The organism is Herbaspirillum sp. NPDC101397 (assembly GCF_044767325.1).
In the GTDB taxonomy this organism is placed as follows: domain Bacteria; phylum Pseudomonadota; class Gammaproteobacteria; order Burkholderiales; family Burkholderiaceae_D; genus Herbaspirillum.
Genome location: NZ_JBIWNS010000007.1, coordinates 392,242 through 409,637 on the forward strand (window position 1 = coordinate 392,242; position 17,396 = coordinate 409,637).

The following is a 17,396-nucleotide window of genomic DNA, read 5'->3' on the forward strand; positions in this document are numbered from 1 at the left end:
AATGATGAGCGACATCGACAAGAAGCCAGAGCTGATGCTGCTGACCGTGCTGCTCAAGCACGATCAGTCGAAGAATCTGGAAGACATCCAGGCCCACATGAAGAAGGTCGGCTGGTGGGATCGCTTTCCTGTCGAAGGCACGCGCGTGGTGTCGTGGACCGTGGCCATGGGCCTGGGCCAGATCGTCACGCTGGAACTGCCGCCGGCCTTGCTGCCGCTGGTGAACGTGGAGCTGGAACGCTCCGCCTGGGGCGTGTTCCGCACGGAATGCTACCCGACTTACGATTTTGTACCTGTGCGTGAGCGTATCCGCGAACGCGTCAAGAATGGAGGCCAATAATGGTTGCAACAGTCACAGAGGTTTATCTCAATCCCCATCAGGCGCGTCGTCGTGCGCCGACCCAGTATGAAGATCTGCTGGGCGATTCCATCGAGCGAGCGTATGGCGCCGGCATCACCGAGCTGGCGGCGCTGGTCGCGCATCTCAATCGCACCGGTCCCGGCTGCCCGTACAACAACGGCGTCTGGACCGAAGCCAATTATCAAGAAGAGATTGCTCGCCTGGCGGCTTAAGCCGGCGACCTCTACCCTCAGGAGAATAGTCAATGAGAACGACAGCCAATGATCCGGTCGATGCAGTCCTCGCCGTTGGATTGAAAGACTTGTGGTACCCGATCTGCCCGTCCGAATTCGTCGCCGAGCGCCCCGTGTCGCTGCGCCGCCTCGGCAAGAAGTTCGTGCTCTGGCGCGAAGCCAACGGCGCCCTGCACGCGCTGGAAGATCACTGTCCGCACCGCGGCGCGCCGCTGTCCATGGGCATCGCCATGGGCGACCGCATCGCTTGCGGCTACCACGGCGTGCAAGTGCGTTTCGACGGCGTCGTCATGAGCGTGCCCGGCAGCCCGGGCTGCAAACTGGAAGGCGCAAAAGCCACCCGTTCGTACCACGTCACCGAAGCCTGCGGCGCGATCTTCCTGTTCAACGCCAGCAGCGACATCGCCGAACCGCCGCCGCTGCAACTGCCGGAAGAACTGACCAGCCCCGAGTATTCCAACTTCCTGTGCTACACCGAATGGAAGGGCGACTACCGCTACGTGCTGGACAACGTCATGGATCCAATGCACGGCACCTTCCTGCACAAGCAGTCGCACTCGATGGCCGAAGGCGACAACACCGCCTCGTTCGGCATCCGTGAAACCGACATCGGCTTCGTGTTCGAAAAAGAAGGCCAGCGCGACGTCAACTTCGACTGGACCGAATGGGCCGACACCGGCCTGCACTGGATGCGCCTGGCGATTCCGTATCCGAAGACCGGCGGTCCCGGCGGCAGCTTTGTCATCGTCGGCAGCTACACGCCTATCGTCGACAACATCGCCGCCGTCTTCCACTGGCGTTGCCGCAAGCTGACCGGCTGGCAAAAAGACACCTGGCGTTTCCTCTATCGCAACCGCCTGGAAGCACGTCACTGGAACGTGCTGGAGCAGGACCGCGCGGTGCTGGAAGTGATGGAGCCCGACGCCAACCAGCGCGAGATGCTGTACCAGCACGACATGGGCATCGTGCGCCTGCGCCGCCACATGCGCAGCCTCGCCAAGGAACAACTGGCGCGCGAAGAAGCGGCTCAGGAAAACAAAGCGGCGAAGGCAGCCTGACCAATGACCGCCGTCCAGATGCAGACTGTGAAGCATATCAAGACCGACAAGGTGGCCGAGCTGGCCACCGCGACCTGGTCGAATTGCCTGGTGATCGGCAATGAGATTGCCATGTCGGGCATGACCGCGCATCCGGCCTCGCGCAACAGCGTTCTGTCGACCTACGAGCAGACGCTGGTGGTGCTGGGCAAGGTGCGCGATCTGGTGGAGGCGGCCGGCGGCACGCTGGGCAGTATCTACAAGCTGGTGATTTATGTGAAGGATATCGGGGACAAGGATGAAGTCGGTCGTGCGCGGCGCGACTTCTTCAAAGCCCCTTATCCGTGTTCGACGCTGGTGGAAGTCAGCGGCCTGGTGTTTCCGGAATTGACGGTCGAGGTTGATGCGTTCGCGCGGCTCGACATCGATTTGCAGCAAGCAGTTTCCTGATTTGGATTTTTTATGAGCAGCTCTCTTCTTTCCGTCCGTGTCCAGGCCATGCGCTTTGAAGCGCAGGGCATCGTCAGCGTCGAGCTGGTCTCGCCCGAAGGCGCGCAACTGCCGGCCTTCGAAGCCGGTTCGCATGTCGACCTGCACCTGGGCAACGGCATCGTGCGCAGTTATTCGCTGCTGAACTCGCCGGCCGAGCGTCATCGCTATGTGGTCGGCGTGCTCAACGACCGCAACAGCCGCGGCGGTTCGCGCTACGTGCATGAGCAGTTGCGCGTCGGGGCGACGCTGACGATCTCGGCGCCGCGCAATAATTTTCCGGTCGACGAGAGCGCCGCGCATTCGGTGCTGATCGCCGGCGGCATCGGCATCACGCCGATCTCCTGCATGCTCAATTACCTGCGCGGCAAGGGCAAGTCGGCCGAGCTGCTCTACTGCGCGCGTTCGCGTGCCGAAGCGGCATTTGCCGGCGAGTTGCTGCAACAGGCCGACGTGAGCAGCCACTTCGACGCCGAGAAAGGCACGCCGCCGGACCTGCGCGCTTTCCTCGCGAGCAAGCCGAAGGACGCGCATTTCTATTGCTGCGGCCCGACGCCGATGTTGAATGCGTTTGAAGCCATCTGCGCCGAACTCGATCTGCCCAATGTGCACATCGAACGTTTCTCTGCGGCGGAAAACGTCGAAGCAGTACAGGGTGATGAATACGTCGCCGAACTGGCGCGCAGCAAGAAGTCGGTCACGGTGCCGGCCGGTAAATCGCTGCTGGACGCGCTGCTGGATGCCGGTCTCGACGTCGACCACAGCTGCCGCGAAGGCGTCTGTGGCGCTTGTGAAACCAAGGTGCTGGAAGGCGAGCCGGAGCATCGCGACGGCGTGCTGAGCAAGGCGGAAAAAGCCTCGAACAAGATGATGATGGTGTGTGTCTCGGGTTGCAAGGGACGCCGCCTGGTGTTGGATCTGTAGGAGGTTCCGATAAAACACCGTTAGCCGCGTTGCTTCTCCTTACCGTGCATTCGCACTGTCTGCGTCGGCGCGCCTTGCTATCGGTGCTTTCTCGAAACCTCTGAGTAGCACTCTAAAAATGCCCACAAGCGTCGGGCATTTTTTTGAGCCTGAACATTTTTGTGGAACGTTGATTCATGGGTGAAACAAAGACCCGATCCAACGCTCCGCGAAGAGCCGCTGACAACGCACCGCTGGCAAGACGCGCCGATACAGACAGTACGCGAGTACGGCAAGGAGAAGCAACGCCGCCAGCGGTGTGTTGTTAGTGGCTCTACAGGATTCACCTTTCATCGGCGCGGGGCAGATGAGAGCAGTGAACGCGGCGTCAGCCGTGCTTAATTGAAGGGGAGTTTTTCATGAAGAAGGTACTCTTTGCCGTCGCCGCCACCGGCTTCGCGGCAAGCGCATTCGCTCAGAGCAACGTGACGATCTACGGTAGTCTCGACGCCGGCGTGGCATATATCAACAACCTTGGCGGCGGTTCCGTCACGCGTGTGGATCAGGGCACCATGCAGCCGGACCGTATCGGTTTCCGCGGCAGTGAAGATCTGGGCGGCAACCTGAAGGCCAACTTCCAATTGGAAACTGGTTTTTACACCGACACCGGCGCTCAGCCGACAGCCGGCAAACTGTTCAACCGCTACAGCACCGTCGGCCTGTCCGGCGACTTCGGCGCGGTGAGCATGGGCCACATGCCCGACATCGTGTTCGACTACGTCGGCAAACTGTCCAACGGCTATCAACTGACCAACTGGTACCTGTTCCATCCGGGTAACCTGGACAGCCTGGCCAACACCTACCAGTTCGACAATGCCGTGCGCTACACTTCGCCGAAATTCGCGGGGCTGGAATTGAGCGGCATGTACGGTTTCGGCGAAGTTGCCGGTGACAGCAGCAACGGCCGCAACGTCAGCGCCGGCGCGACCTATACCAACGGTCCTTTGCGCGCCGCACTGGCGTACTCGAAGCTGAATAACCGCGCGGCCGGTTACGGCGGCGCGTTCCTGCAAAGCCTCGGTCTCGGCACCGCTGCGACCGTGTTCAACAGCCTGAGCACCACTGCCGCGGGCGTTGGTTACACCATCGGTCCGGTGCGTTTGAACGCCGACTACACCCAGGTCAAGATCTCGTTGCCAACCGGCGTCACGCCGAAGCAAAAGAACTTCGACCTCGGCGCAGCCTGGCGCTATGCAACGGCTGACACGCTCAACTTCGGTTACGGCCTGTCCAAGCTGGAAAGCGCACGCTGGAATACCTTCAGCCTGAGCCATGTGCACGCGTTCTCCAAGCGCACCGAGTTCTATGTGCAGGCGGCATATCAACGTGCGGGCGGCAGCGCGCGCTTTGCGGTCATGAACGGCACCGGCGCCGGCGGCGCTACCGGTGTGTCGGGCAGCGACAGCCAGTTGGTGACAACAGTAGGTATGCACCATTCCTTCTAAGTCGCGAACATCGTAGCAATGCAACCCGGCGCCGACCGACATCCCGGCGCCGGTTTGTTTTTGGGGAGCATAAAAAGATGACTAATTTGAAACTCGGCACGCGGCTCGGTCTGGCATTCGGACTTGTTGTACTGCTGCTGATCGGCATCACCGGCCTGGGCATCCAGAGCCTCGGCGCTTTGCACGACGGCACGCAGCTGATCGTCAAGAACCGCTATCCGCAAGTGGTGGTCGCCAACGACATCGTGCTGCAGATCAGCGACAACGCCATCGCCATGCGCAACATCCTGCTGATCGATGATCACGACACCCTGCTCAAGGAAATCCAGCGCATCGAAGACGGCGAAAAAGGCATCAACGCCAACCTCACTACGCTTCAGCAGATGCTCTCGAGCGATATGGGACGCAAGTCCTTCGGCGAAATCTCAGCGCTGCGCGCGACCTATGAAAAGGGTCAGAAGGAATTTCTCAAGCTGGCCGCCACCGGCGCCACCATGGATGCGTCGCAATTGCTGCTGACCTCCCTGCGCACCGACCAGCAGAATTACATCAACCGCGTCAAAGGCTTCATCAAGGGCGGCTCGATCGTGATGGCCAAGAGCAGTGTCGAAGCCAGCGACCTGTATCACAGCAAGACCGTCATCATGCTGAGCATGGCCGCCATCGCGGTACTGCTGGCCTGCGGCTTTGCGTTCTGGATCACGCGCTCGATCACGCGGCCGGTCAATCACGCGGTGCAGGTGGCGCAGAGCGTCGCCGCCGGCGACCTGAGCAGCCATGTCGAGGTGAGTTCGCAGGATGAAATCGGCCAGTTGCTGATGGCACTCAGGGACATGAACGTCAGTCTCACGACTATCGTCTCGGAAGTGCGCACCGGCGCTGACACCATCGCCACCGCCTCGAGTGAAATCGCCACCGGCAACCTCGACCTGTCGAGCCGCACCGAGCAGCAGGCCGGTTCGCTGGAAGAGACCGCCGCCACCATGGAACAGCTGACCTCCACCGTCAGGCAGAACGCCGACAATGCGCGCCAGGCCAATCAACTGGCGGCGACCGCCTCCGACGTCGCCACGCACAGCGGCTCGGTGGTGGCGCAGGTGGTCACCACCATGGGCTCCATCAGCGCATCCTCGCGCAAGATCGTCGACATCATCAGCGTGATCGACGGCATCGCCTTCCAGACCAATATCCTGGCGCTCAATGCTGCGGTGGAAGCAGCGCGCGCCGGCGAACAAGGCCGCGGCTTTGCGGTCGTGGCCAGCGAAGTGCGCAGCCTGGCGCAACGCTCGGCCGGCGCCGCCAAGGAAATCAAGGCGCTCATCGACGACTCGGTCGAGAAGGTTGAGATCGGCAGCAAGCTGGTTGCGCAGGCCGGCAGCACCATGGACGAGGTGGTCGCCAGTGTCAAACGCGTGAGCGACATCGTCGGCGAAATCAGCTTCGCCAGCCAGGAGCAAAGCTCGGGCATCGAACAGGTCAACCAGGCCATCACGCACATGGACGAAGTGACGCAGCAGAATGCCGCGCTGGTCGAGCAGGCTGCTGCTGCCGCGCAATCGCTGCAGGATCAGTCCGCCAACTTGGCGCAGGTGGTGGGCGTGTTCCGGCTCAACGTGAACGACGTCCCGCATCTGGCGAAGCCGGCCACGGTCGCACCACGCATTGCCGCGCCGACAGTGCGCAAAAAACTGGTGCAGGCGCCTGTCGGAAAGCCCGCACTGGTGCACGGCTCCACCGATGGCGATTGGGAGACATTCTGAGGTTCGGCTGAATTGTTCAGGCAAACCGATTCTTCGGCCGCTCCAGCCCCAGATGCTGGCGCAAGGTGTCGCCCTCATACTCGCGCCGGAACAGCCCGCGCTCCTGCAAGATCGGCACGACCTGTTCGACGAAATCGGTCAGCGATTCAGGCAGGTAAGCCGGCATCAGGTTGAAGCCGTCACAGGCGCCGCTGCCGAACCATTCGGCGAAGTTGTCGGCGATCTGTTCGGCGGTGCCGGCCACCACGCGGTGCGAGCGGCTGCCGCCGAAGCGTTTGCCGAGTTGGCGCAGGCTCAGGTTGTCGCGCTTCGACATTTCCTGCACCAGCTTGTAGCGGCTTTGATTGCCGCGAATCTCTTTCAGGTCAGGCAGCGGTTCGTCCAGTGAATACACCGACAGGTCGTGGTTCATGCTGTCGGACAGCAGCGCCAGTCCGCCCAGCGGATGGACCAGGTCTTCCAGATGACGCAGCTTCTCTTCGGCTTCGGTTTGCGTGGCGCCGATGATGGGCATCACGCCGGGCAGGATCTTGATGCTGTCGGGCGTGCGGCCGTATTTGAGGACGCGGGCACGGATGTCGTTGCGGAATTCGCGCGCCGCCGCGATCTGCGGCTGTGACGAGAAAATCACTTCCGCCGTCTGCGCAGCAAAGTCGCGCCCCGTATCCGATGACCCTGCCTGGATCAGTACCGGATGGCCTTGCGGCGGACGCGTCACGTTGAGCGGGCCGCGCACGCCGAACCAGTCGCCTTTGTGATGCAGGTAATGCACCTTGGACGGATCGGCGTAGACGCCATTCTCCTTGTCGAGCACCAGCGCATCGTCTTCCCAGCTGTCCCATAATTTGGTGACCACGTCGAGGAATTCGTGCGCGCGCCCGTAGCGGGTTTCGTGCTCCAGATGTTCCTGCTTGCTGAAGTTGAGCGCTTCGCCGTCATTGGTGGAGGTGACGATATTCCAGGCGATGCGTCCGCCGGTCAGGTGGTCCAGCGTGGCGAAGGCGCGCGCCAGGAAGAACGGCTCGTTGTAGGTGGTCGAGGCGGTGGCGGCCAGACCGATCTTGTCGGTGATGGCGCCGAGTGCACCGAGCAGCGAGATCGGCTCGGGCCGCGCCTGCGCGAGGTAGCGCACGGTGGTGTCGAAACGATTGTCGAAGCGATCCGAAATCGCCAGCCGGTCGGCAAAGAAAATCAGGTCGAACTTGCCCGCCTCGGCGGTCTGCGCCAGCTTCTTGTAATAGGCGAAGTTCATGGTGTTGGCCGGATCGACACCGGGGAAACGCCAGCCGGCGGCGTGATGGCCGACCGACATGAGGAAGGCGCCGAGGTGCATTTGTTTGGGCTTTGACGAAGACATGGATTTACCTGACGCGTTATTTGACGGAAACCGATGCATCCTTGATCTGCACGGCTTTGGGAATCAGCTTGTAGCGGAAGAAGGTGTCGGCGACTTCCTGCTGTGCCTCGACGATGTTGGGCGGCAGTGGATAGGCCACACCCCAGGCCTGGCGGGTCAGTGCGAGTTGCCAGATTTTGAGTGGCACGCGCGTGTCCTTTTCGAGGAAGCGCGCGGTTTCGTCGGCGTGTTCTTTTGCGTATTGCTCGGTGTCGTTGAGCTTGTCGAGCGTGAGGCGCAGGATGGCCGGATAGGTCGCGGCGAATTTTGCCGGCGCGACGTAGAAGCTGTATTGCGGCGTCAGTTTGGATGCGGTCACCAGCGGTCGTGCGCCGATGTTCTGCTCGATGTCGGCCAGGCGCGGATCGGGCACCACCCAGGCGGCGACGTCGCCGCGTTCGAAGGCTGAGCGCGCTTCGCTGTATTGCAGGTAGGCGAAGACGATGTCATCGGGCTTCATGCCGTCCTGTTCCAGCGCCTTGAGCAGCAGGTACTGGCCGGCCGATCCCTTGGCGACAGCGATCTTCTTGCCTTGCAGGTCTTTCATGCGGCGTGCGGTCGATTCCTTCGGCACCACCACGGCGTAGTTGTCTTTATAGGCTGCGGCGTAACCGACATAGCGGATCTCGGGCGCGCCGCCGGCTTGTGCGAAGACAGGTGGCGTCGAGCCGACGAAGCCGAGGTCGATGTCGCCGGCGTTGAGTGCTTCCACCATCGGCGGGCCGAACGGGAATTCGTACCACTTCACCGCAACACCGCTGGAAGCCAGCGCCTTTTCCAGCTCGCCGCTGGCCTTGAGGATGACCAGGCTGTTGCCCTTCTGGTAGCCGATGCGGAATTCCCTGGGATACGCGGCCGGCGCGGCGGCATGCGAGGTGGCGGCGGAGAGGCTCAGGGTAAGCGCAAACAGCGCACCGATGGCGCGCTTGAAAATGAGAGTGGGCATGGGTTTCCGGCGATGAGTGAAAGGTCGTCGCCGACGATAGCACCGGTGCGGCGGGAAATTAAGCGTTGTTTCCGCATGAGGATATGCGGTGGATGTCTATCAGGACCGAGGCCTTGCCGCGACTCGCATATGAAAGCGTCGTTTCGGGGCATAATGGCGTCAATTTCATTCGCACTGCGCCTTGCGGCGCAATTCCACAATGGCAACAGACCAACCACGACCAAGCCTGCACGACGAACTGGTGTCGACGCGGATCCGCGCGCGCATCAAGGCTGCCGGCGTTCGTTTTCACGCCAACGACAATATCTCTGCCTTCATTGAAGACGGCGAGCTCGATGCCTTGCAGGCTGAAGTCCAGGCCAAGCTGGCCGGCGTGCTCGAGAGCCTGGTGATCGACGTCGAGAGCGACCACAACACTCAGGACACCGCCAAGCGCGTGGCCAAAATGTATCTGCAGGAGGTATTCCGCGGGCGTTACCAGCCGGCGCCGCCGGTGACCGAATTCCCCAATATCGAGCGCCTGAACGAGTTGATGATCGTCGGCCCGATTACCGTGCGCAGCGCCTGCTCGCATCACCTGTGCCCGATCATGGGCAAGGTCTGGGTCGGCGTGATGCCGAACGAACATTCCAACCTGATCGGCCTGTCCAAGTACGCGCGCCTGATCGAGTGGATCATGAGCCGTCCGCAAATCCAGGAAGAAGCCGTGTCGCAAGTCGCCGGCCTGCTGATGGAAAAGTTGCAGCCGGACGGCCTGGCGATCGTGATGGAAGCCGATCACTTCTGCATGCACTGGCGCGGCGTCAAGGACACCGAGTCAAAAATGATCAACAGCGTCATGCGCGGTTCGTTCCTGCGCGACGCCAATCTGCGTCGCGAATTCCTCGCACTCATCCGGAAGGGATAATCACCATGCTGGTTCGTCTGATCTATGCAAGCCGCGCCTGTACGCCGATCTCTCAGGAACAGGTCGACGCCATCCTGTCGACCGCGCGTCGCCACAATCCCGGCAACGGCATTACCGGTGTGCTGTGTCACAGTGAGGAAGTCTTCGTGCAGGCGCTGGAAGGCGGCCGCGAGCAGGTCAACCAGCTGTATGCGCGCCTGTTGCAGGACCCGCGCCACAAGGACGTCATCCTGCTCTGCTATGAAGAGATCGGCGTGCGCCGCTATTCATCGTGGACCATGGGCAAGGTCCGGCTGGATAAGGTCAACCGCTCGCTGCTGCTGAAATATTCCAGCACCGGCGTGCTCAATCCTTACGACGTGTCGGGTTGCGCCACCGTGGCGTTGCTGGAGGAGTTGGCTGAAACCGGCGCCTTCGCAGTCCGGGACTAAGCTTTCACGCGATGCCGCTCAGACGATTGCAGCCGATGCCCAGATCGTTTCCAGATTGGGCAGGTGCAGTTTGGCCGGATCCGCATGCGAGGCAATCTTGTCGCCGCTGCGGGTGGTGGCCAGGTCGATGATCTCGATCGGCAGCGGCGCCATCGTCAGCGCCGAGAAAAATACTTTCACCTTCGGCGTCAGCAGCGATCCGGGATGCTGGTCGATCACGATGCCGACCTTGCCCGACTGCATCACCACACAGGATCCGGTCGGGAAAATCCCCACGCTCTTGATGAACGCTTCGAGGATAGTCTCGTCAAAATGGCCCTGGTTGTTGGCCATGCGCTTGACCGAATGGCCCGGCTCCCAGCCCGGCTTATAGGGCCGGTTGGAAGTAATGGCGTCATAGACGTCGCACACCGCGCCCATTTTCGCCACCATGGAAATCTGATTGCCCTTGAGGTTGAACGGGTAGCCGCTGCCGTCGATTTTTTCGTGATGGTGCAGCGAGACGTCGAGGGCGGCATCGCCGATGCCGTCGACGCCGCGCAGGATGGCGTGGCCGGCTTGTGCGTGTTTCTTGACAGAGGTGAATTCGTCGTCGGTGAGTTTGCCGGGTTTGTTCAGGATGTCGGCCGGCACCGCCATCTTGCCGATGTCGTGCAGCAGGCCGGCGATACCGGCCTGGCGTGTTTCTTCAGGCGACAGGCCGAGCTGGTGGCCGAGCGCGATCATCAGCGCACAGACCGCCACCGAATGCATGTAGGTGTAATCGTCGGCCGTCTTCAGGCGCGCCAGGCTGATCAGGGCGCCGGAGTTGCGGGCGACCGAGGCGGTGATTTCGTGCACCACCGGCAACGCCTGGCGTACGTCCAGTGCCTTGCCCATGCGGGTTTCATTGAACATCGTCATGATGGCTTTTTTGGACGCGGTCAGTACGCGTGCGGCTTGCACGCGTTCCTGCTCGGCGCCGACCTGAACGACGATTTTGGCTTGTCTCGGGCGGGAGGCTTCAGCGGGTCGTTCGACTGTGGCCGGGGCGGCAGTTTCAGGAGTCGATTCGTCGGCAGCGGGCGCGGTCGGTTTGGGCTCGTCTTCCATGACGATGTCGCGCCCCTTGGTGGTGTCGATCAGGATCTGTTCGATTTTGGCGGAACGCAGCGTCTTGAGGTCTTCGTATTTCTCCAGCTTGAAGGAACCCCGCCAGAATGGATGGTTCATCCACGGGCCTGGGATCTCCTGGACATACATGCCAAGACGCAACTGATCGGGTGCAATACGCTTCAACACTACCGGTCCTCCGTGGACGCTTTTTGTTGGATGTTGCTGCTCTGAAACTTGCGCGGATGCTGGACTTCAGCGATTCACGCTTAGCGTTTTGCATGGCCTTATCGTAGCAGAACCTGCCGGGAATGTGGCTTGTATTTGTACTGCGCGGGGATTTGAAAAAAGAAGAGCGGCGGTCGTTGCAAACGATCCGCGCTGATGCGGCACGGATCGTTTTGCAAGAAAAATGCGGACTTATTTCGGCGCCGGCGGCGCGTATGGATTAGTGGTCAGCAGACGCAGGAAGCTAGCGAGACAGGCCGCGCCTGCAAAACCCGCGCCGAGTCCCAGCGCGATGCGCGAACCATGCAGTTCGGACATGCTGAAACACAGCGCCACCAGCGCCGCGCCGATGCTCTGGCCGAACAGCCGCGCGGTGGCGACGATGCCGCTGGCGCCGCCGCTGCGATGGGGCGGCGCGCTGGTCATCAGCGCTTTCAGATTGGGCGACTGGAAGAAGCCGAAGCCCATGCCGCAGACGAACATGCGCCAGGAAATTTCAAACACGCTCGGCGTTGCCGGCATCAGCGTCATCAGCATCAGGCCGATGCACAGCAGCGCCAGGCCGAAGCCGCCGAGGATGCCGGCCGGATAATGATCCGACATGCGTCCGGCGATCGGCGCCATGATCGCGACGGCCACCGGCCACGGCGTCATCAGCAAACCGATTTCGACTTGTGAGCGGCCGAGGTCGTGATGGAAGAAGAACGGCAGCGACACGAATGCCAGACCCTGCGCGGCGAACGAGCACACCGCCGTGATGGCCGAGAGCGAGAACATCGGCCGGCGGAACAAGTCGACCGGCAGCATCGGCGCCGGGTGCGAGGCTTCGCGGCGCATCAGCAGGTAGCCACAGACCAGCGCGGCGATGAACTCCAGCGCAACCACGCTCGGCGCGGCCTGATGCGCGCCCTCGCCGATGGCCATGATCAGCAGGCCGAAGGCGGCGGCGTTGAGCAGCGCGCTCTTGATGTCGAAATGGTGGGTGGACTTGGGCGTGTGCGGCAGCGACGGTATCGCCATCGCCAGGCCGATGATGCCGAGCGGGACGTTCACGGCAAACAGCCACGGCCACGGCGCGATCGCCAGGATGCCGGAGGCGACGCTGGGGCCGATGGTGAAGGAGATGGCGACGATCAGCGTGTTGATGCCGACCCCGCGTCCGAGCGAGCGGGTCGGGTAGATATAGCGGATCAGCGCGGTGTTGACGCTCATGATGCCGGCGCCGCCCAGGCCTTGCAGGAAGCGCGCGACGGTCAGCGCCGGCAGCGACCAGGCCACGGCGCACAGCAGCGACGCGGCCGTAAACAGCGCCAGCCCGGCAATATAGATGCGGCGGTAGCCGACGATTTCACCCAGCGCGGCCAGCGGCAACAGCGACACCATCATGGCCAGCTGGTAGGCGGTGACGATCCAGACCGAGGCAGCCGGGGTGGTGTTGAGGTCGCGCGCCATGACCGGCAGCGCGGTGTTGGCGATGGCGGTGTCGAGCGTGGCCAGGCCGACGGCGATCAGTAGCGTGATGACGGCGATGGCGCGCTTGTCGGCCGGCAGGCCTTCACCGGCGATGACGATATGAGGGGCAGCGGCGGAATCGGCGGCCTTGGACTTCGAAGGTTCCATTGTGATGCGGAGTAGTGGTAGGGAGGATGTTGCGGACGATCGGTGCGCATGCTGCCGTTGAATTGCGCGAAACACGGCGGCAGGGCGGGCGGTCCGGAGCTGCGGCCATGATATACGGGAACCGCTGGGGCTGCTGGCGAGGGGTGTTTTGCGGGGATTGTGCGTCGGCCTCGGTTTGAAGTATTTTCTAGAAGTTATAAGATACTTTTCTGCTTCCGCCTCGTCGTTGATTACAATGATGATCCATCCTAGCGAGAAAGATTCATGCTCAAGCAAGCTGCCTTACAACAGCCGGTGTCTCGTTCTCCCGCAGCCCGGCCGGTGATGCTGCCGGGATTGTCGTTCCGTCAGTTGTTGCTGGCGGCATTCCTGTTGATTGCCGCCCTGCTCAGCGGCACCTCGGTGCACGCCTTGTTTACGCTCGAGCGCATGTCCACCCACAGCCGCGAGACCGCCGGCCAGGCCGTGCGCCTGACCGAACAGGCGCAGCGGCTGGCCGAACGCACCGTGGCGATGGAGCGCAGCGCGCGCCAGTACCTGGTGCTGGACGATCCCGCCTTCCGCGATCGGTACGCCGAAGCCTGGCAACAAGCCAAGACCGCGTTGACCGAATTGCAGGAAGCGCTGCCGCAGGCGCCGGCCGAGACATTCAATTCCTGGAACAGCTACGGCGAAGCGGCCTGGACCGTGTTACAGGCGGACCAGACGCCTGCAGTTGCAGTCGACCCTGCGCCGGCGACGGGCAGCAAGCGCAAGCAGGCCGCGCGCAAGGTCGAGGCGCGCAAACCAGACCAGCGCGCGCTGTTCCAGGCTTTCGCCCATCTGCCGGCGCTCAACGAACAATTGGCGCTGGAAAGCAAACGCGAAGTCGAGCGCCGTAATAACGCCTTGTCCAACGATCTGGAGCAGCAGCGCCAGATGCTGACGTTCCAGGTGATCGGCGCCATCGTGCTGGCGGTGCTGCTGGCGTTCTGGTTCGGGCTGTGGCTGTCGCGGCCGCTGGCGCGCATCGAGCTGGCGATCAACCGTCTCGGTGAAAACCGCTTCGACCAGCCGATCATCGTCAAGGGGCCGGCCGACTTGCGCCGCCTCGGCCAGCAACTGGATTGGCTGCGGCAACGATTGGCCGACCTGGAGGCCGAGAAGTCGCGCTTCCTGCGCCACGTTTCGCATGAATTGAAGACGCCGCTGGCGGCCCTGTGCGAAGGCGCCGCGCTGCTCGACGACGAGGTCGCCGGCAAACTCACCGACAGCCAACGCGAGATTTCGCGCATCCTGCGCCAGAATACCCAGGCCCTGCAGAACCAGATCGAGGATCTGTTGCGCTATAACGAAGTGGGATTCGACGCCCAGCACATCAACCGCCTGCCGGTGGATTTGCGCGCCCTCTTATATAAGGTGATCGACGACCAGCGCCTGCAATGGGCGGCGCGCGACCTCAAGGTGGACGTTGAAGGCGGCGCCCGTACGGCGGTGCTGGATCCGGACAAGTTCGCCATCGTGCTGGCCAACCTGCTGTCGAATGCGGTGCGCTTCAGCCCGCGCGGCGGCGCCATTCGTTTCGTGCTGTCGGGCCAGGAGGGCCGCGTGCGCATCGATTGCATCGACCAGGGGCCGGGCGTGGCGGCGACCGACGCGGGGCGGATTTTCGATCCCTTCTACCAGGGCCTGAACCAGCCGCAAGGCGCGCGCCACGGCAATGGCATCGGCCTGTCCATCGTGCGCGAGTACGTGCTGGCGCACAATGGCGAGGTGCAATTGATGGCGGGCCCGGGCGGCGCGCATTTCCGCATCGAATTGCCGGATGAAAGCTGAAACCTGACAAATCATGAAATCAAGACTACTTCTTCTGTTGCTCTCTCTGTTATTGGCAGCCTGCGCCACGCCTGCGCCGGAAGCGCCGACCACGACCGTCAAGCTGGTGACTACGGTCGGCGGCATGGACGATTTGCTGGCGTACCACCAATCCCTGCGCCGCTTGTCGCCGCAAGAGCTGGGGCGCGAGCTGCAGGCGCTCAACGCGCGCCATGGCGGCGGCGCCATGCTGGCAATGCAGAAAGCCATGGTGCTGGGCCTCACGCACGACGCGGGCGACCTGACCAGGGCACAGGCGCAACTGGGATCGGTGCTCAGTGCGACCGATTCCGATGCGGCTGCGCTGAAGCCGCTGGCGCAACTGCTGGTGAGCAACTATGCCGAGATGCGTCGGCTCAATGACAATGCGGACAAGGCCAGCCAGCAGGCGCGCGACAATCAGCGCCGTCTCGACCAGCTGAGCGAGAAGCTGGAGGCGCTCAAGAATATCGAGCGCACGCTGCCGGGCCAGCCCAAATAACTCCCCCTATATAGAGAAGCACATCGAGATGAGTACACCGCGCCACTTGCTGCTGGTCGATGACGACGCCGATCTGCTGCAACTGCTGTCCTTGCGCCTGACTGCCAACGGCTACCGCGTGACCGGCGTGGCCAGCGCGGAAGCAGCCCAGGCGCAACTGGCGATGGACTTGCCGGCGCTGGTGATCAGCGATATCCGCCTACCGGGCAAGGACGGGCTGGCGCTGTTCGACGAGATCCGCGCGCAGTATCCGGCGCTGCCGGTGATCCTGCTGACGGCGCACGGCACCATTCCCGATGCGGTCGATGCGACCACGCGCGGCGCTTTCGCCTACCTGACCAAGCCATACGACGCCAAGATCCTGCTGGCCAAGATCGAGCAGGCGCTGAGTCTGACCGCGGCCGTCGACGGTGATGCCGACGAGGAGGCGTGGCGTGAAGAATTGATCAGCCGCAGCCCCCGCATGGCGGAAGTGCTGTCGGAGGCGCGCCTGGTGGCGGTGTCCGACGCCAGCATCCTGATCCGCGGCGAGAGCGGCACCGGCAAGGAATTGCTGGCGCGCGCGATTCACCGGGCCAGCCGCCGCGCCAAGGCGCCGTTCATCGCGGTCAACTGCGCGGCGATTCCCGAGCAATTGCTGGAGTCCGAGCTGTTCGGTCACGTGAAGGGGGCGTTCACCGGCGCAGTCGAGCACCGCAAGGGTTTGTTCCAGGCGGCCGACGGCGGCACGCTGTTCCTCGACGAGATCGGCGACATGCCCTTGCCGCTGCAGGTCAAGCTGCTGCGGGTGTTGCAGGAACGCACGGTGCGCCCGGTCGGCTCCAACGACAGCACGACGGTGGACGTGCGCATCCTTTCGGCAACCCATCGCAATCTGGATGCGGCGATGGCCGACGGTTCCTTCCGCGAAGATCTCTATTACCGGCTCAACGTCGTCACGCTGGCGCTGCCGCTGCTGGTCGAACGGCGTGAAGATATTGCCTTGCTGGCCAATCATTTCCTGCAGGCAATCGCAGACCGGTACCAAAAGAAACTCAACGGCTTCGCCCCTGATGCGCTGGAAATGCTGATGATGGCCTCCTGGCCCGGCAACGTACGCCAGTTATATAACGTGGTCGAGCAGGTCTGCGCCTTGTCGACCGCGCCGCTGATTCCGGCCGCGCTGGTGCAGCGCGCCTTGCGGGTGCCGGCGCTGGAGGTATTGCGCTACGCCGACGCCAAGCAGCGGTTCGAGCGCGACTACCTGATCCAGCTGCTCAAATTAACGGACGGCAATGTCACCGATGCGGCGCGCCTGGCCGACCGTAACCGGACCGAGTTCTATCGTCTGTTGCAGAAGAACGGACTGGATCCGCGGCTTTTCCGGGGAGATGAGGAAGACGTCGCCGTCGAGCGACAAGAGTAATCTCTTTAAAATCAATAACTTAAAATCGTGGGCTGCCGCAGCGTCGCTATCAGGCGACGAAAAACCGGGTTTTTGCCCTCGAAATCCGCCGCGGATTTGCTCTGAATCCGTTAAGTTGTTGAAATCATTGGGTTAATTTTGCTTGGCACGGCCTTTGCGAAAGAGAGGGCAGGTAGCGCGAATGCGTTGTCTCTCTTTTTCATACTATAAGGACCTCATCATGCAAAAGACCAAAACCATCTCGACACTGGTTACCGCCGCCTTCCTGACCGCCGCCGTAGCAGCTCCTGCCGTCTACGCCGCCGATAGCTCCACCAGTTCGTCCGGCACTACTACCCAAAAAGCCGGCGCCTATGTAGATGACTCCGTCATCACCGCCAAGGTCAAGGCCGCCTTCGTTGAAGACAGCCAGGTGTCCGCCCTGAAGATCAAGGTCACCACCAAGAAGGGCATCGTTACCCTGGCCGGCGCAGTACCTAATGCCGACGCCGGCCAGCATGCATTGCAGCTGGCGGCCGCGATCGACGGCGTCAAGGACGTGAAGAGCGAACTGACCGTCAAGAGCAGCTAATTTGCTGCACCGCTAATCACTGTTAGTTAAGGCAGAAAATGAAGCCCATCCCGTAAGGGATGGGCTTCATGCTTTTGTTTTAAAAATTATTTACGGTTGCAAATCCAGAGCTGGAGCGGGTTTGCGGGGAGGTGGATTAAAAAGTTTAAATAATTTTTCAAAAAGTATTGCACGGAT

General features: G+C 62.1%; 17 protein-coding genes. 13 read left to right on the top strand and 4 right to left on the bottom strand.

Translation table 11 applies throughout. The features are described 5' to 3' along the window. The first annotated feature begins 4 nt into the window (after window positions 1–4). From ACIROW_RS19120 to ACIROW_RS19150, 7 genes are all read left to right on the top strand, one after another. Entirely contained in the window at window positions 5–340 is a 336-nt protein-coding gene (locus ACIROW_RS19120; protein WP_402278025.1) for a hypothetical protein, read from the top strand. Continuing rightward, entirely contained in the window at window positions 340–573 is a 234-nt protein-coding gene (locus ACIROW_RS19125) for a recombinase-like helix-turn-helix domain-containing protein (RefSeq protein ID WP_007882409.1), read from the top strand. Before ACIROW_RS19120 ends, ACIROW_RS19125 begins: the two co-directional genes overlap by 1 nt. Before the next feature lie 32 nt (window positions 574–605). Beyond that, window positions 606–1,652 (top strand): Rieske 2Fe-2S domain-containing protein, encoded by a 1,047-nt coding sequence (locus tag ACIROW_RS19130; protein ID WP_402278026.1) that lies wholly within the window; start codon window positions 606–608, stop codon window positions 1,650–1,652. Between the two features lie 3 nt (window positions 1,653–1,655). Continuing rightward, on the top strand, window positions 1,656–2,081 hold the full coding sequence (locus ACIROW_RS19135) for a RidA family protein (RefSeq protein ID WP_402278027.1): 426 nt from the start codon (window positions 1,656–1,658) through the stop codon (window positions 2,079–2,081). A gap of 12 nt (window positions 2,082–2,093) precedes the next feature. Next, a complete protein-coding gene (locus ACIROW_RS19140; protein ID WP_402278028.1) occupies window positions 2,094–3,044 on the top strand; it encodes a PDR/VanB family oxidoreductase in 951 nt (316 codons plus the stop codon). A gap of 398 nt (window positions 3,045–3,442) precedes the next feature. Further along, window positions 3,443–4,528 (top strand): porin, encoded by a 1,086-nt coding sequence (locus tag ACIROW_RS19145; RefSeq protein WP_402278029.1) that lies wholly within the window; start codon window positions 3,443–3,445, stop codon window positions 4,526–4,528. 77 nt (window positions 4,529–4,605) lie between these two features. Next, entirely contained in the window at window positions 4,606–6,288 is a 1,683-nt protein-coding gene (locus ACIROW_RS19150) for a methyl-accepting chemotaxis protein (RefSeq protein WP_402278030.1), read from the top strand. Window positions 6,289–6,304: 16 nt separating this feature from the next. Here the strand turns inward: ACIROW_RS19150 and ACIROW_RS19155 are convergent, their stop codons facing one another. Next, window positions 6,305–7,645, bottom strand: coding sequence for an LLM class flavin-dependent oxidoreductase (locus ACIROW_RS19155; RefSeq protein ID WP_402278031.1), 1,341 nt, complete (start codon window positions 7,643–7,645; stop codon window positions 6,305–6,307). A 16-nt stretch (window positions 7,646–7,661) separates the two neighbouring features. Then, a complete protein-coding gene (locus ACIROW_RS19160; protein WP_402278032.1) occupies window positions 7,662–8,630 on the bottom strand; it encodes an aliphatic sulfonate ABC transporter substrate-binding protein in 969 nt (322 codons plus the stop codon). Window positions 8,631–8,829: 199 nt separating this feature from the next. Here ACIROW_RS19160 and folE point away from each other — a divergent pair, with 199 nt between their 5' ends. Next, window positions 8,830–9,537, top strand: coding sequence for a GTP cyclohydrolase I (gene folE, locus ACIROW_RS19165; protein WP_402278033.1), 708 nt, complete (start codon window positions 8,830–8,832; stop codon window positions 9,535–9,537). A 5-nt stretch (window positions 9,538–9,542) separates the two neighbouring features. Continuing rightward, a complete protein-coding gene (locus ACIROW_RS19170) occupies window positions 9,543–9,968 on the top strand; it encodes a BLUF domain-containing protein (protein WP_402278034.1) in 426 nt (141 codons plus the stop codon). A gap of 18 nt (window positions 9,969–9,986) precedes the next feature. Here the strand turns inward: ACIROW_RS19170 and ACIROW_RS19175 are convergent, their stop codons facing one another. Then, window positions 9,987–11,249: an HD-GYP domain-containing protein gene (locus tag ACIROW_RS19175; protein WP_402278035.1), complete on the bottom strand. Its 1,263-nt coding sequence runs from the start codon at window positions 11,247–11,249 to the stop codon at window positions 9,987–9,989. A gap of 231 nt (window positions 11,250–11,480) precedes the next feature. Next, complete coding sequence (locus tag ACIROW_RS19180) at window positions 11,481–12,908, bottom strand: MFS transporter (protein WP_402278036.1); 1,428 nt, start codon at window positions 12,906–12,908, stop codon at window positions 11,481–11,483. Between the two features lie 324 nt (window positions 12,909–13,232). On the opposite strand from ACIROW_RS19180, the gene ACIROW_RS19185 reads away from it, so the two are divergent. The 4 genes from ACIROW_RS19185 to ACIROW_RS19200 all read left to right on the top strand — a co-directional run bounded on the left by ACIROW_RS19185 (window position 13,233) and on the right by ACIROW_RS19200 (window position 17,219). After that, entirely contained in the window at window positions 13,233–14,723 is a 1,491-nt protein-coding gene (locus ACIROW_RS19185; RefSeq protein ID WP_402278053.1) for a sensor histidine kinase, read from the top strand. A gap of 13 nt (window positions 14,724–14,736) precedes the next feature. Then, the gene (locus tag ACIROW_RS19190; RefSeq protein WP_402278037.1) at window positions 14,737–15,243 is read left to right on the top strand and encodes a hypothetical protein; all 507 of its coding nucleotides are present in this window, start codon (window positions 14,737–14,739) and stop codon (window positions 15,241–15,243) included. 28 nt (window positions 15,244–15,271) lie between these two features. Next, complete coding sequence (locus tag ACIROW_RS19195; RefSeq protein ID WP_402278038.1) at window positions 15,272–16,648, top strand: sigma 54-interacting transcriptional regulator; 1,377 nt, start codon at window positions 15,272–15,274, stop codon at window positions 16,646–16,648. A gap of 220 nt (window positions 16,649–16,868) precedes the next feature. Then, window positions 16,869–17,219 (top strand): BON domain-containing protein, encoded by a 351-nt coding sequence (locus tag ACIROW_RS19200; protein ID WP_402278039.1) that lies wholly within the window; start codon window positions 16,869–16,871, stop codon window positions 17,217–17,219. Window positions 17,220–17,396: the final 177 nt, after the last annotated feature.

Coding starts and splice junctions, on each gene's coding strand:
- ACIROW_RS19120 (WP_402278025.1), top strand. CDS start 5: ATGAGCGACATCGACAAGAAGCCAGAGCTGATGCTGCTGACCGTGCTG.
- ACIROW_RS19125 (WP_007882409.1), top strand. CDS start 340: ATGGTTGCAACAGTCACAGAGGTTTATCTCAATCCCCATCAGGCGCGT.
- ACIROW_RS19130 (WP_402278026.1), top strand. CDS start 606: ATGAGAACGACAGCCAATGATCCGGTCGATGCAGTCCTCGCCGTTGGA.
- ACIROW_RS19135 (WP_402278027.1), top strand. CDS start 1,656: ATGACCGCCGTCCAGATGCAGACTGTGAAGCATATCAAGACCGACAAG.
- ACIROW_RS19140 (WP_402278028.1), top strand. CDS start 2,094: ATGAGCAGCTCTCTTCTTTCCGTCCGTGTCCAGGCCATGCGCTTTGAA.
- ACIROW_RS19145 (WP_402278029.1), top strand. CDS start 3,443: ATGAAGAAGGTACTCTTTGCCGTCGCCGCCACCGGCTTCGCGGCAAGC.
- ACIROW_RS19150 (WP_402278030.1), top strand. CDS start 4,606: ATGACTAATTTGAAACTCGGCACGCGGCTCGGTCTGGCATTCGGACTT.
- ACIROW_RS19155 (WP_402278031.1), bottom strand. CDS start 7,645: ATGTCTTCGTCAAAGCCCAAACAAATGCACCTCGGCGCCTTCCTCATG.
- ACIROW_RS19160 (WP_402278032.1), bottom strand. CDS start 8,630: ATGCCCACTCTCATTTTCAAGCGCGCCATCGGTGCGCTGTTTGCGCTT.
- folE (WP_402278033.1), top strand. CDS start 8,830: ATGGCAACAGACCAACCACGACCAAGCCTGCACGACGAACTGGTGTCG.
- ACIROW_RS19170 (WP_402278034.1), top strand. CDS start 9,543: ATGCTGGTTCGTCTGATCTATGCAAGCCGCGCCTGTACGCCGATCTCT.
- ACIROW_RS19180 (WP_402278036.1), bottom strand. CDS start 12,908: ATGGAACCTTCGAAGTCCAAGGCCGCCGATTCCGCCGCTGCCCCTCAT.
- ACIROW_RS19185 (WP_402278053.1), top strand. CDS start 13,233: ATGCTGCCGGGATTGTCGTTCCGTCAGTTGTTGCTGGCGGCATTCCTG.
- ACIROW_RS19190 (WP_402278037.1), top strand. CDS start 14,737: ATGAAATCAAGACTACTTCTTCTGTTGCTCTCTCTGTTATTGGCAGCC.
- ACIROW_RS19195 (WP_402278038.1), top strand. CDS start 15,272: ATGAGTACACCGCGCCACTTGCTGCTGGTCGATGACGACGCCGATCTG.
- ACIROW_RS19200 (WP_402278039.1), top strand. CDS start 16,869: ATGCAAAAGACCAAAACCATCTCGACACTGGTTACCGCCGCCTTCCTG.